Genomic DNA, 14,560 nt, shown 5'->3' with positions numbered 1-14,560 from the left:
CGAGAAGCACGGCGCGTGCGGGCGTGCCAGCATTCCCGGGGGAAGCCGCCGAACGAGGGAGACGGGAATGCACGACGCCGACAGCCACGACATGATCCGCGTGCACGGGGCGCGCGTGAACAACCTCAAGGACGTCAGCGTCGAGATCCCGAAGCGGCGGCTCACGGTCTTCACCGGTGTCTCCGGGTCGGGCAAGAGCTCGCTGGTCTTCGGCACGATCGCCGCCGAGTCGCAGCGGCTGATCAACGAGACCTATTCGACCTTCGTGCAGGGGTTCATGCCCTCGATGGCGCGGCCCGACGTCGACGTGCTCGACGGGCTGACCACGGCCATCCTGGTCGACCAGGAGCGGATGGGCGGCGACGTCCGTTCGACCGTGGGCACGGCCACCGACGCCAACGCCATGCTGCGCATCCTGTTCAGCCGGCTCGGGAAGCCGTACATCGGGTCGCCTCAGGCGTTCTCCTTCAACATCGCCTCGGTGAGCGGGGCCGGCGCCGTCACGCTGCAGAAGGGCGGGCGCGAGGTCAAGGAGAAGCGCACGTTCAGCCTGCTCGGCGGCATGTGCCCGCGCTGCGAGGGGCGCGGCTCGGTCAACGACATCGACCTTTCCCAGCTGTACGACGAGGAGAAGTCGCTCAACGAGGGCGCGATCACGATCCCCGGCTACAGCATGGAGGGCTGGTACGGGCGGATCTTCCGTGGCGTCGGCTATTTCGACCCCGACAAGCCGGTCAAGAAGTTCACCAAGAAGGAAATGGACGACCTGCTCTACCGTGAGGCCACCAAGGTCAAGATCGAGGGCATCAACCTCACGTACCTCGGTCTGGTCCCCAACATCAAGAAGTCCTACCTGTCCAAGGACATCGACGCCGTACAGCCGCACATCCGGGCCTTCATCGAACGGGTGGCCGTCTTCAAGACCTGCCCCGACTGCGACGGCACCCGGCTCAGCGAGGCCGCCCGCTCGTCGAAGATCAAGGGCATCAGCATCGCCGACGCCTGCGCGATGCAGATCAGCGACCTGGCCGTCTGGGTGCGCGAGCTCGAGGAGCCGTCGGTGGCCCCGCTGCTGGCCGTCCTCGGCGAGACCCTGGACTCGTTCGTCGAGATCGGGCTCGGCTATCTGTCGCTCGACCGCCCCTCGGGCACCCTGTCCGGCGGTGAGGCCCAGCGGACCAAGATGATCCGGCACCTGGGCTCGGCGCTCACCGACGTCACGTACGTCTTCGACGAGCCGACGGTCGGCCTGCACCCGCACGACATCCAGCGCATGAACAACCTGCTGCTCCAGCTGCGCGACAAGGGCAACACCGTGCTGGTGGTGGAGCACAAGCCCGAGGCGATCGCGATCGCCGACCACATCGTCGACCTCGGGCCGGGCGCCGGCAGCGGGGGCGGTCAGGTGGTGTTCGAGGGCAGCCTCGACGGCCTGCGGGCCAGCGAAACCCTGACCGGCCGCCACCTGGAATACCGGGCGAAGCTCAAGGAGAAGGTGCGCCGGCCGACGGGCACGCTCGAGGTGCGCGGCGCCGACAGCCACAACCTGCGCGACGTCGACGTCGACATCCCGCTCGGGGTGCTGGTGGTCGTCACCGGGGTGGCCGGCTCGGGCAAGAGCTCGCTGATCCACGGGTCGGTGGCGCCGCGCGACGACGTGGTGGCGGTCGACCAGGGCGCGATCCGGGGGTCGCGGCGGAGCAGCCCGGCCACGTACACGGGCCTGCTCGAACCGATCCGCAAGGCGTTCGCGAAGGTCAACGGCGTGAAGCCGGCCCTGTTCAGCGCGAACTCCGAGGGCGCCTGCCCGAACTGCAACGGCGCCGGCGTCATCTACACCGACCTGGGCGTGATGGCGAGCATGGCCACGACCTGCGAGGTGTGCGAGGGCCGGCGGTTCGACGCGTCGGTGCTGGAATACCAGCTGGGCGGCAAGGACATCAGCGAGGTCCTGGCGATGCCGGTGGTCGAGGCCGAGGAGTTCTTCCGCGAGGGCGAGGCCAAGGTGGCGGCCGCCCACACGATCCTGGTGCGGCTGGCCGACGTCGGTCTCGGCTATCTGAAGCTGGGCCAGCCGCTGACCACGCTCTCGGGCGGCGAGCGGCAGCGGCTCAAGCTGGCCACGCGCATGGCCGAGAAGGGCGGCGTCTACATCCTGGACGAGCCGACCACCGGCCTGCACCTGGCCGACGTGGAGAACCTGCTCGGCCTGCTCGACCGGCTCGTCGAGGCGGGCAAGTCGGTGATCGTCATCGAGCACCACCAGGCCGTGATGGCGCACGCCGACTGGATCATCGATCTGGGCCCCGGCGCCGGCCACGACGGCGGCACGGTCGTCTTCGAGGGCACACCATCCGACCTGGTCGCCGCCCGCGCCACCCTGACCGGCGAGCACCTCGCGGAGTACGTAGGATCCTGATCCACCATGGAGAGCCTCACCAAGAACCGTCAGCCGATCGGGACGCTGCGGGCGCTCGTCGGCCGGGCCTTCGGCGAGGCGCGGGTCCCCGACGGCGACGGCTGGGTGCACGAGCTCGGGCACGGCTGGTTCAACGTGGCCTACCGCATCCGCCTGCGCGACGGCCACCAGATCGTCCTCAAGATCGCCCCGCCGCCCGGGGTCGAGGTGATGACCTACGAGCGCGGGGCGATGGCGACCGAGCTGGCCGCGCTCGAACTGGTCCGCTCCCGCACGAGCGTGCCGGTGCCGGCGGTCGAGTTCGCCGACACCAGCCACGAGCTGATCGACGCCGACTGGTTCGTCATGCCGTTCGTCGACGCCGACAACTACGGCATCATCCGGCCGACGTTGTCGGCGCACGAGCAGGACGGCTACGACGCGGCCCTGGGCGCGGCGACCCGGGAGCTCAACTCCATCCGGGGCGAGGCGTTCGGGCCGCTCGGCGGTCCCGGCGTCGCCACCTGGCGGGAGCAGTTCCTGGGCATGGTCGAGGCCGTGCTGGGTGACGGCGAGCGGCGCGAGGTCGATCTGGGGCATGACTACGACGCCGTACGGGATGTGGTCGCCGCCAACGCCGGATGCCTGACCGCGGTGACCGAGCCGCGTTTTGTCGAGTGGGACCTGTGGGACAGCAACGTCCTGGTGCGCGACGGCCGCATCGTCTGCGTCATCGACCACGAGCGCGCGTTCTTCGGCGACCCGCTGATCGAAGCCGGGTTCGTCGCCACCCAGCTCCGCTCGTTCGGCGACCCGACGGCGTTCGTGCGCGGCTACGGCCGGCGCGGCTCCACCAGCTTCACGTCGAACGAACGCCGGCGGCGGCGCCTCTACAACCTCCACCTCACGCTCGTCATGGTGATCGAAACCGTCTACCGGGGGCACACCGACACCCGCCAGTACGCCTGGGCCCGTGAGCGCCTCACCGAGACGCTGGCCCAGTTCGGGTCCGCTCCCGCCTCTTGAGCGCGCCCGACCCCTCCGCCGCCCTCGGCACGCGGCCGGTCGGGCGTCTGCTCTGGCATACCTGTTCGCAGACCACGCTGTCGGTCGGCGTCTACGGCATCTACGCGCTGACCAACGCCTGGTTCGTGGCCCGCGGGGTCGGCCCCGAGGCGATGGCGGCGGTCAACCTGGCCGCGCCGATCCTGCTCGTGCTGGCCGCCGTCACGACCACGGTCGGCGCCGGCGGCGCGTCACTGGTGTCACGCCGCCTGGGCGCGGGCGATCCGGCCGGGGCGGCGCGGGCGGCGGGCAACGCGTTCGCCGTGTTCTGGCTGGCCGCGCTCGTGATCACCGTCGGCGGTCTGCTCGCGCTGGAGCCCCTGCTGACCGCGCTCGGCGCCGAGGGCCCGACCCGGGACGACGCGCGCGACTACGCGGCCGTGCTCCTGGCCGGCGCGCTGGTTTCGACCGGTTTCTCGGCCCTCGTACGGGCGGAGGGCCGCATGCGCTTCTCGACGGCGCTCTGGGTGGTGCCCGTGCTCGTGCAGATCACCCTCGACCCCCTGCTGATCTCCGGTTTCGGCCTCGGGGTGCGCGGCGCCGCCCTGGGCACGATCGGCGGGTGCGCGGTCTCGGCAGCGATGAGCCTGTGGTTCTTCTTCGTCCAGCGCCGGCGCCCCTACCGCATCGGCCGGGCCGACCTGCGGCCACACCTTCCCACCGTACGGGCCCTGACCGCCATCGGCACCCCGTCGTTCCTGGCCGGCTTCGGCGCCACCCTTCTGGTGGTACTGGTCAACAACACGCTCGCCGCGACCGGTGGTGCGGCGGCCCTCACCGCGTACGCGGTCTGCGCCCGCATCCAGACCTTCGTCTCGATGCCGCAGCTGGGCATCAGCCAGGGCCTGCAACCGATCGTCGGCTTCAACACCGGCCTGGGCCGCCCCGACCGGGTGCGCCGCGCCCGGGTGCTGGCCCTGCGCGCCACCCTGCTCTACGGCACGACGGTCGCCGCCGCGGTGGTGGTGCTGGCCGCCCCGCTGACCCGGATCTTCCTCGACGATCCCGGTCCCGCCGTCCCCGCCCTGCGGATCATCGCCCTGGGCGTGGCCGTAGCCGGTGTCACCCCGCTGGTATCGGCCTACTGCCAGTCCCTGGGCCGCGCCGGACCGTCCTACCTGCTCTCCATCGGCACCCTGGTCGCCGTGAAGGCCCCTCTTGTGCTGGTCCTGGGCCACGCCGGAACCACCGCGGTGTGGTGCGCGATCGCTCTCGGCGAGGCCATCTCCGCGGCGGCCGCCCTGCTGGTCCTGCGCCGGGTCAGCCGGGCCGCGCCGAGCGCCAGTTAGCTCTCAATACAGCAGCGACACACGACAAGACACGGCAACCGCGCACTCGCCGCCTGCGAGCCGCCGCCCGCCACCCACAACCCGCGACCCGCGACTCGACGCCCGCCACTCGCGATCCGGCGCCTCTCACACCCTCGGCGCACGCCACCCACGACCCGCGAACCGGCGCCTCCCGCACCCCTCGGCGCACGCCACCCACGACCCGCGGCTCCCTACGCGTGGGGCAGGAGCAGCGAGTCTGCGCGGGGGCGGCGCGGAGTGCCCTCGCGGGCCCGGCCCTCGGCGATGCGCAGCAGGTCCTCGAAGGTGGCGGGACCGGCCAGGGAGCCGTACGCCAGTCCGAGGCTGATGCCGAACGGGGCGCGGGCGCCGTCGATCACCACCGGTTCGTCGGCGATGCGGCCCAGGCGGGCGGCCGTGGCCTGGGAGGCGGCCAGGCTGGTCTCGGGCAGCACGATGACGAACTCGTCGCCGGCCAGGCGGGCGGCCAGGGCGTCGTCGCCGACTGCGGTGCGCAGACGGTCGGCCACCGTACGCAGGAGGGTGTCACCCGCGTCATGCCCGAACGCGTCGGTGATGTCGCGGAAGCCGTCGAGGTCGAGGGCGATGACCGCGGTCTCGGTGAGCGTCGGGGACAGCCGGCGCTGCAGGGTGGCCCGGTTGAACAGCCCGGTCAGCGGGTCGGTGTCGGCGAGCCGGTGCAGCTCGGCCTCGGCCGTGTCGAGCCGCGACCGGGTGCGGGCCAGCCGCCAGGCCTGGTCCGAGCTGGCCACGGCGAAGACCAGCAGCAGCACCGCGGGCGCGATCGCCTCGAGCGCCGCGTCACGCAGGGCGAACCCGGTGACCAGGGCCGGGACGATCGCCGCCCAGGCGACCAGCGCGCCCCGGCGGTGCCGGCGGGTCGACGCGGTGAGCAGCACGAACACCGCGCCCGGCCAGACCGTGATGTGGCCGATCTGGTCGATCGAGGCGAGCACGACGCCGGTGATGAGGATGCCGGCCGCGGTCTGCAACCGTTCCAGCGAGCGCAGCCGGCCCGGGTCGCGGTTGACGACAGCCATGACGTTGACCAGCACACAGGCCAGCGCGGCCACGACGAGGTAGGCCACCACGGGACCGATGTGCCGTTCGACGCCCGGGTTCCAGGTGACACCAGCCGTGGCGACAGCCGCGAGCACGACGATCACGAGCACCGGGGCGAACTGCGACAACAACCGGACGGCCTCAGCCACTCGGCGGCGCCGGCGCATAGCAGGGCTTTCCTCAACGCGTACGGGAAACAGCATGGAACCCTGTTCGGCGCGGAAAGGTCAGGCCTTAGCCGCAACGCGTCGCCGCCCCCGCTCACGGCACGGACGCCCGGCACCGCCACGTCAGCGGCCCCACAGCAGCCCCCACCCGCTCACGGCGCGGATAACCGGCACCGCCACGGCAGCGGCCCCCACCCGCTCACGGCGCGCATGACCGGCACCGCACGTCAGACCCCGGCCGCGGCCCAGAGCAACCCCCTCTCGATCATGGTGCGGGTGGCGGGCACGGTCAGGTCGGACGGACCGTGGCCGAGCGTGGTCACGAAGACGCGGCCCGCCTGGAAGGACCGCTTCCACGTGACGGGCATGACGGCGCCCGCGGTCTCGGGAGCGTCGTCGGTGCCGTGGAACCTGGTGGTCGCCAGCACGTCGAGCGTCGGGTCGACGTGCAGGTAGTACTGCTCGGTGTGCACATCGAACCCGCCCAGCCCTTCGGTGATCGGGTCGGTCCCGGTGATGTCGACGCTGTGGTCGACGAAGCCGCCCGGGTGGAACAGGAACCGCCCGCCGACCATGTGCTGGTAGCGGGCATTCTCATAGCCCACCGCGAGCACGCCGCCGTGCCACCCCGCGAACCCGGCCCCCGCCGCGACCCGCTCGACCAGCCCGGCCTCCTGCTCGTCGGTGAAGCCGCCACGGGTCCAGCACTGCACGATCAGGCCGGCCGAGTCCATTTCCGCACGGTCGGCGTAGACGTCGAGGGTGTCCGCCACCCGCAGTTCGAAGCCATGACCCTCCAGGAACCGACGGAACAGTTCGGTGCAGGCGACGGGCTGGTGGCCTTCCCAGCCGCCCCGGACGATGAGCGCTTTCACGCCCCGAACTCTGCCACCGCCGGCACCACTGTGCGCCCTATCCACAATTCGGCGTTGTCCACAGGGGGTCCCGCGAAGTCACGCCGATCTTGCTAGCGACACCGCCCGCCCCGGTTCGGGTCAGCAGCCGTTACGTTGCGAGCTGACCTGCACGTCGTCGTACCAGAGGGTGTCGGCGCCTTCCCCGTAGCTCTCCCAGCCCAGTCGCAGGTCGGTGAGGGCCGGCCGCCAGGTGCGGTTGAGCCACTGCCCGTCGATGTCGTGGGTGGGGACGCCGTCGTTCAGCAGCCCCGGCACGGACGTCCCGTTGAGCCAGGTCTCGATGCTGCCGTCGCGGCCATCCACCTTGAACTCGACGCAGTTCCAGGAGCCGACCGGAAGCGGGGTGGAAAGCGCGACACCGGCCGGGCTCTGTTCCGGCAGGGTCGCGTCGTCCGAGGCCCGGTTGAACTGCAGGGCCCCGTTCTGCCCACCGAACCGCAGGTCCCGGTTGCCGTCAGCCGAGTCCCGCATGGCGACGGCGGTGACATGCGAGGCCGGAAGCGCGGTGGTGTGGCGAACCCAGTAGCGGACGTACCAGACCGGCCCCGCCGTCCCGAGAATCTGGGAGTTGCCCGCGAAGACGTGGTTGCAGTAGCCGGCCGCCCCGTCGATCCGCAGCGAGACCGCCCCCGTGTGGGCGACGCCCCGGTCGATGGCCGCGACCCCCGCACCCGAGCAGTCCGGCGTGGACACTGACCAGTTGCCGCTGGGAGCCGTCCCGGCCTGGTTCTCGAACCCGTCACAGATCGCGGTGGGCACACATCCCGGCGCCGGGCTGGTCGGCGAAGGCGTGGGTGTAGTGGGCGAGGGCGTGGTCGGGGAGGGAGTAGGTGTCGTAGGCGAAGGCGTCGAGGGCGAAGGCGTGGAAGATCCACCGCACGCGACACCGTTGAAGGTGAACTCCGTGGGTGCAGCGTTGGTCCCCGAGTAGGTCGCCTGGAACCCGAACTGCGCGGAGCCCCCGGTGCCCAGCGACCCGTTCCACCCGACGCTGGCCGCGGTCACCGAGCGGCCGGTCTGGGTGACGGTGGCGTTCCAGCCGTTGGTCACGCGCTGATCCCCGGCAAAGCTCCACCCCAACGTCCACGAGGTGACCGGCGCTCCCCCGTTGGTGACCTTCACTTCGGCGGTGAACCCGTTCGACCACTGGTTGGCCGTCCACCCCACGGTGCACACGGCAGCGGCCGACGCCCCCTGCGCGAACACGATGCCGCCCACCGCGACAACGGCCACTGCCATCAACCCGACCAGACGCCGCACGGCCACACCTCCGACAGTCATCACCTATGGGAGCGCTCCCACACATTGACGACTGTAACTATGTGACAGGGAAAAGAGAAGCCCGTCAGACCGGGCAGCTGGAGTCGCACTCTCCCAGCGGAATGATCACGTCGCCACTGTCCCGCTCGGGCGGCCAGAAGGCGTCCAGGCTCACCGCCACCCAACGCCCCTCCGGCACACGAGCCCAGTTCAGCCGATATTCACCGTAGTACCGGACCATCTTCTCGGCGCTCTTCTCGCCCTCCGGGATCGGGCTCCAGTAACCGATCGAGAGAAGGAACGAACCCCGGTCGGGGCCGGGGAAGGCCATCGGACGAGGCTTCTCGCACCGGTCCACTGTGATCCACTCGTCGAGCACCACCGTCTCGGGGTCAGCCACATCGAGGGACGGAATGCCGTCGACATGCTGGACCGCGGCGAGGCGGTCAGCGCCGGTGACGATGTCCGGCAGGAACGGCTCGCCGGCCAGGGTCATGCCGGTGTACCACGGCTCACCGTCCCGGCTCGGCGGCGGCGACACGGCCTGCAGACGCCGGAAGATCGCCGGGGGCTGACCGCTCCCGTCCGCCAGTAAAGGAGCGTAGGGGTATTCGAGCGGAGCGCCGAAGGCGAACCGCAGTGAATGAACACACGCACCAACCAGCTCGAAGGCGGCGTCGCTGATGCCCACACCCATGACTTGCTCCCCATTGGCGACAGACGTGCCGAGAGTGATGATTGATCCCCGACAGTAGGATTCGAAGGGTGGCCACACAAGGCGTGACCGATAAGCAACCGGTTACCCCCCACGCACAGATCGTGAGCGAGCTGGCCACGACCTGGCGTTCCTATCTGCCCGAACACGTTTTGCGGCTCCTGCTGACAACCGACAGTGTCAGCATTCCGCCAGTGACGGAGCGTGCCGAGGCGGTCGTTCTCTACGCCGATGTGGTGGGTTTCACCGCCCTGACCGAGAGCTTCACCGGCTCCGGCAGCTACGGCACCGAGCAGCTGACCCGCATCATCAACCGCTGGTTCGAGGTCACCGCCGACGCGATCGCCGCCTCCGGAGGCAGCGTGGTCGACTTCGCGGGTGATGCTCTGGTCGGCATGTTCGACTACACGCCGGCAACGGCTGCCGCGGTGGCCCAGCAGGCGATCCACTGCGCCGAGCTGATCCGCGAAGCGACCGCGTCGGTCGTTCCGGTGTCCACACCCGACGGGTCTCGTTCGCTGACCATCAGAGTGGGCCTGGGCGCCGGTCCCCTCCTTCTGATGCTGCTCGGCGACCCGGCGACCCGGCTGCAGCACCTGATCGCCGGACCGGCTCTCGACGAGGCGATCGCCGCGCTCCATCGCGCCGAACAAGGCGAGATCGTCGTCGCCGAGTCGCTGCGTCGTGCGGCCGGTCAAGCGCCGGCCGAGACCCATCGACGCGACGCCGGGGCACCGGCGGGAACAAGGGCCGCTGACCTCGAGCGGCTGCTCGAGCCGTTCCTCCACCCGGCCATCCGCACCCGCCTGCGGTCCGGACGCCACGAGTTCGTCAACGAACACCGGAAGGTCACCACCGCCTTCGTACGGCTGCCGGACCTGTCGGTGGACGAACCCGAGAGCGTCGAAGCTCTGCAACGCTATCTGGCCGCCGGAGTCGCGGTGATCGACCAGTACGGTGGCCATCTGCGCCACCTCATGGCCGATGACAAGGGCACCGTTCTGGTCGCGGTGTTCGGGACGCCCTTGAGTCATGAGGACGACGAGGAGCGCGCACTTCGATGCTGCCTCGAACTGCTGGCGTTACCCGGCGGCGCCGACCGGGGTGGGGTCACCACGGGACCAGTCTTCTGCGGCGAGGTGGGTTCCGATGTCCGCCGCGAGTACGCGGCCGTCGGCGACGCGGTCAATCTCGCGGCCCGTCTCATGCAGGCGGCCCCGCCGGGACAGCTGCTCGTCGACAAGGCGACCTTCGACCGCGTGGGTGACATGGTCGTCGCCGACGGGCCGATCGAGGTCCACGCCAAAGGCAAGACGACACCGGTGCAGTCCTGGATCGTGCACTCGCTGCACGAGGAGGCACCGACCAGCCCGCTGCCCTCCCCCGCTCCGGGAGCCCTCGTCGGGCGCGCCGCCGAGATGGCCCACATCGAAGAGCTGGTGCACGCGGCGAGTTCGGGCCGCGGCCGCGTGGTCTGGCTGCACGGTGAGGCCGGCATCGGGAAGTCCCGCCTGGCCGCGGAGACCTGCCGCCTGGCCGGAACCTTGGGCTTCAACGGCTACAGCGGCAGTTGCCGCTCACACGGCACCAGTTCCAGCTATCTCGTGTGGCGGTCCATCTGGCGCGAACTACTCGAGATCGACCCCTCCCTGCCCCTCGACGAGCAACGGGCGGCGTTGACCGAACGGGTTGCCCGCTACGACGGCACGGGCCAGCGTGCTCCTCTGGTGGCGGCGGTCATCGACCTGCCGATGCCGGACACCGATTTGACCGTCCATCTGGATCAGGCCGGCCGCGATGAGCTGCTGCGCTCCACCCTCCTCGCCTGCCTGCGGGAGCGCGCGGCCACCGGGCCCCTGGTGCTCCTGCTCGAGGACTGCCACTGGATCGACCCGGCATCGCTGAGCCTGCTCGATCTGCTGGCCGGCCGGCTCAGCGACCTCTCGGTGCTGCTGCTGGCCACGTCTCGCGAACTGACGCCCGGGACCTTGTCGGGTGCGGACTACGTATCCGAGGTGCCGCTGACTCAGATGACCAGCGGAGACGCCCGGCGCCTGGCCCTGTTGCGTCTGCGCGAGCAATACGGACAGGACGCCGAGATCGCTCGTAGAGTGGTCGAGCAGATCGACGAGCAGACGCGCGGAAACGCGTTCTACATCGAGGAACTGGTCGCGTACCTGCATGGCAACCGGTTCGACCCGGCGAGCCCGACGGGTCTGGCCGGCCTGCAACTGCCGGACAGCCTTCAGCGGCTGGTGATGGCCCGCATCGACCAGCTCACCGACGACGAGAAAGCGGCGATCAAGGTAGCCAGCGTGATCGGCCGGCAGTTCCAGTCGACGGGCATCGCGAGCGTCTACCCCAAGGCCGGATCTCCGGGGCAGGTCGCAGCACACCTCCGGCGGCTGCACAAGCTCGATCTGACTCCACAGATCAGCCCCGGGCCGGAAGCGATGTACGAGTTCAAGCACCCGATCACCCAGGAGACGGCCTACCAGAGCATTGCGTACGACACCCGGGCCGCCCTGCACGAGCAGGCGGGACTCTTCGTCGAAAGACGGTTCGCCGGTCGGCTCACGCAGTACGTCGACGTCCTGGCTCACCACTACGCACGCACCGCGCGTACGGACAAGCAGCGCATCTGGTTCCGGGCCGCGGGCGACCGCGCCAGGGAGATCTTCGCCAACGAGGCGGCGACGCTCTACTACGGAAGGCTGCTACCTCTTCTGCCCGAGGCCGAGCAGGCCGCGCTGCACGTCGAGATCGGCACCGTCCACCACCACGTCGGGCACTGGGCCGAGGCCGAGCGGCACTACCGGCTGGCTATGCGGGCCGCCGAGGCGGCCGGCCGTCGCGAGATCGTCGCCGCTGGCCAGCGCCAGCTCGGTGATCTGCTGATGTACACGAACTCCCATGCCGAATCGCTGAGCTGGCTGCAACGCGCTCTGGCCGGGTTCGAGAGCCTCGGCGACGCCACCGGGTTGTCCCGGACCATGGACCGGATGACCTTCGTGCTCTACCGCCAAGGCGAGTACGACGCGGCCATCGCGCTCGCCCACCGTCACCTCGCCATGGCGACCGAGGCGGCCGACGTTCCCGCGATGTGCGCGGCCCTCAACCATCTCGGCCTGTGCAATCTCAACATCGGCGGGTCGGAGGAGGCACTCGACCACCTGCAGCGGGCGGTCCGGGTGGCCGAGGAAGCCGGCGACCGGCACTGGATGCTCTACGGCGCCAACAATCTGGGCTGGGCGTATCTGCGCAACGCGGACCACAAGCAGGCGATCACGTCGTACCGGCGTGCCGTGGAAGTCGCGCGCGAGATCGGCCACCGGCAGTTCGCCGGCATCACCGTCGGCAACATGGGCGAGATCTACCGCGAGGAAGGCGACTTCATCCGCGCGCGGGCCTGCGCGATGCACTCGTTACGCGTTGCCGTCGAGCTGCGGGACTGGATCACGGCCGTCGATAAGGTGACCGGGCTGGGCGCGATCGCGGCGGCCGAGGGGAACACCGCCGAGGCGCAGCGATTGCTGGAGCGGGCCATTCCCATGGCGCGCGCGTTGGACGCGCCCTACTACCTCTGCGATGCCCTGCACCGGATGGCCCGCCTGCACCAGAGCGCGGGACGTCCGGTTGTCGCGGAACGGTTGAACACGGAGGCCCTGCGGATCGCGGAGGAGCACAACGAGCGCGACACCCAGGTCGGCGCGTTCGTTCTGTCGATCCGGCTTCAGATCGACGGCGGGGAGATCGAGCCCGCGAACGCCGCCGAATCTCTGCGCAAGGCGGCCGAACGCTGGTCGGAGCCGTACGAGGTCGCCGCGCTCCTGGACGCCGCCTGGCAGGCGGACCCCGACGACGGCGACGCCCGGTCCAGAGCCGCCGCCATCTATCAGAGCCTGTACTCGAGAGCGCCCAGCCTCGACTACCGGCGGGCCTATCGACGGCTGACCGGTGTGCGGTTGCCGCCCGGCCCGCCCCTGCCCGCGCTCCCGCAGTGGATCCTCGCCGACAGCGGCCCCGATCTCGACGCCCTGCTCGAACGTATTGAACGGGCGCCGCGCCAGGAAAGGACCTAGGGCCTGTCCTGCCCCTCCAACGGTGCGTCGCCCGCGAGCCGGCGCAGCGCGGGGATCGACGGGGCGAAGGCGTAGACGGCGCCCGTCGTGGTGACGAAGCCGCCGAACGCGGCGGGCTTGATCTTGTCGACCACGGCGGCCGGCAGGCGTTCCTCGGCGGTCTCCCTGCTGTCGCCGAGCATCGGGTCGAGGCCGTCGATGCGGGGCGGCTCGGCGGCCACCCGGCCGTACTTCGCCAGGGCGCTCGACGGGAAGCCGGGGTCGTTGGCCCAGCGGCGCTGAAGGAACTCGAACTGGTCCTCGATGCTGGCCACGTACGAGTTGAAGACCATCCCCCGCTCGGCGCCCGGGTTCTCGTCGGGGCGGTCGCGGCGATAGCGCGGCCCGAACGTGATGCCGCGACGCAGCATCTTGTGGCCACGGTCGCGGAAGACCATGTCGTCGCGCGGATTCACCTTGCGGATGTGGGCGAACAGCGGTGTCTGCTGCCCGTCGCGGTCCTCGTCGTAGGTGAACTCGTTCTCCTCCTGGGCCGGCGCGTCGGGCTTGGCCAGCGGCTTGCCGTCGAGGTGCCGGCCGAGGGCGTGGGCGGCGGCCGTGTCGGGGTCGGTGCCCTCGGATTCCGCCAGCTCGGCCATCCGGTTCCAGAAGCGATCGGGGTGCTGCAGCAGGCGGCGGTAGACCTGGAAGGAGCCGCCGCGCATCCACCGGGCCGGCACCGGCCGGGGTGACCAGGACTGGGGACGCCGCTCCCCCACGTGGCCGAGGATGAACTCGCCGGCGGCGATGACCGGTGCTCCGGGCCGTGCTTCGAGGTCGGGGAAGCCCTTGACGGCGGGTTGCGAGATGCCGTCGGCGAAACCGAAGTGCTCGATGCGGTGGCCGGTCTCGTCCTCGGACGCCACGTCCTCCCGCATCACCTGGCAGTACTGCACGTGCAGAACCTCGAGGCCCTCGGCCGCGTCCTGTTCGTCGGCCACCGCGTCCTGGAGGCTCGCCAGGTCACCGGCGGCGATGGTGAGCAACGCGTCGACCGGCGTGCCGGGACGATCTCCCCGGCGCGGCCCGCCGACCACCCACTTCGACGGATCGCTCTCGCCGACGTCACCCAGCACGGCCGGGGCGGTGGTGAGCCGGTCCGCGTCGTCGACCCGCAGCCCGAGCGGCCCCTGCCAGAAAGCGCCGTGCCCGGCCAGGTGGTCCGCGGTCTCGGGGTGCAGCAGCACCAGACCGGTCGCGGTCAGGCCGACGTTGAGCAGCGAACGCCCCTGGGGGAGACGGCCCCGGCCCCGGGGTGGCACGGCATCTGTGCCGGTGACGCGGGACGCTACCCCGGTCAGCCATCGGCGTGCGCGAGCCCGGTCGTTACGGAAGGAGAGCGCCACGAAGGCCTGGTGCGCTCCGCCGAACGGCCGCAGGATGTTGCCTTGGATCTGCTGGGTGTCGGCGAGCGTGGTGGTGGCGGAGATCGCCATGGCTGGGGGCACCCCCATCGGTCGGGAACGGGCCCGACCGATGCTAGCCACGAAACCTACCGGCCAGTCACAACTGTCGCCCATCGGTCGTTCGGGGACGAAGAAGCGA

General features: G+C 70.6%; 9 protein-coding genes. 4 read left to right on the top strand and 5 right to left on the bottom strand.

Going from position 1 to position 14,560, the window contains the following annotated elements:
* Positions 1-67: 67 nt before the first annotated feature.
* The 3 genes from JIG36_RS08575 to JIG36_RS08565 are packed head-to-tail and all read left to right on the top strand — an operon-like array spanning position 68 to position 4,752.
* Positions 68-2,419, top strand: a complete 2,352-nt coding sequence (locus tag JIG36_RS08575; RefSeq protein WP_203375490.1) for an ATP-binding cassette domain-containing protein — start codon at positions 68-70, stop codon at positions 2,417-2,419.
* Positions 2,420-2,425: 6 nt separating this feature from the next.
* The gene (locus tag JIG36_RS08570; protein ID WP_203375489.1) at positions 2,426-3,424 is read left to right on the top strand and encodes a phosphotransferase family protein; all 999 of its coding nucleotides are present in this window, start codon (positions 2,426-2,428) and stop codon (positions 3,422-3,424) included.
* A complete protein-coding gene (locus tag JIG36_RS08565; protein ID WP_203375488.1) occupies positions 3,421-4,752 on the top strand; it encodes an MATE family efflux transporter in 1,332 nt (443 codons plus the stop codon). Before JIG36_RS08570 ends, JIG36_RS08565 begins: the two co-directional genes overlap by 4 nt.
* A 212-nt stretch (positions 4,753-4,964) precedes the next feature.
* Here the strand turns inward: JIG36_RS08565 and JIG36_RS08560 are convergent, their stop codons facing one another.
* From JIG36_RS08560 to JIG36_RS08545, 4 genes are all read right to left on the bottom strand, one after another.
* Positions 4,965-5,984, bottom strand: a complete 1,020-nt coding sequence (locus JIG36_RS08560) for a GGDEF domain-containing protein (protein ID WP_307872624.1) — start codon at positions 5,982-5,984, stop codon at positions 4,965-4,967.
* Positions 5,985-6,229: 245 nt separating this feature from the next.
* A complete protein-coding gene (locus JIG36_RS08555; RefSeq protein ID WP_203375486.1) occupies positions 6,230-6,877 on the bottom strand; it encodes a ThuA domain-containing protein in 648 nt (215 codons plus the stop codon).
* Between the two features lie 120 nt (positions 6,878-6,997).
* Positions 6,998-8,179, bottom strand: coding sequence for a cellulose-binding domain-containing protein (locus tag JIG36_RS08550; protein WP_307872623.1), 1,182 nt, complete (start codon positions 8,177-8,179; stop codon positions 6,998-7,000).
* An 85-nt stretch (positions 8,180-8,264) separates the two neighbouring features.
* Entirely contained in the window at positions 8,265-8,876 is a 612-nt protein-coding gene (locus JIG36_RS08545) for a hypothetical protein (RefSeq protein ID WP_203375485.1), read from the bottom strand.
* Between the two features lie 212 nt (positions 8,877-9,088).
* Here JIG36_RS08545 and JIG36_RS08540 point away from each other — a divergent pair, with 212 nt between their 5' ends.
* Entirely contained in the window at positions 9,089-12,976 is a 3,888-nt protein-coding gene (locus JIG36_RS08540; protein WP_203375484.1) for a tetratricopeptide repeat protein, read from the top strand.
* Here JIG36_RS08540 and JIG36_RS08535 read toward each other — a convergent pair.
* Complete coding sequence (locus JIG36_RS08535; protein ID WP_203375483.1) at positions 12,973-14,451, bottom strand: Dyp-type peroxidase; 1,479 nt, start codon at positions 14,449-14,451, stop codon at positions 12,973-12,975. The two genes, JIG36_RS08540 and JIG36_RS08535, sit on opposite strands and share 4 nt — an antisense overlap.
* Positions 14,452-14,560 lie beyond the last annotated feature (109 nt).

It is taken from the genome of Paractinoplanes ovalisporus, assembly GCF_016834655.1.
Lineage (GTDB): Bacteria > Actinomycetota > Actinomycetes > Mycobacteriales > Micromonosporaceae > Actinoplanes > Actinoplanes ovalisporus.
The sequence above is the reverse complement of the archived record's forward strand: the minus strand, read 5'-3'. Positions and strand labels throughout refer to the sequence as shown.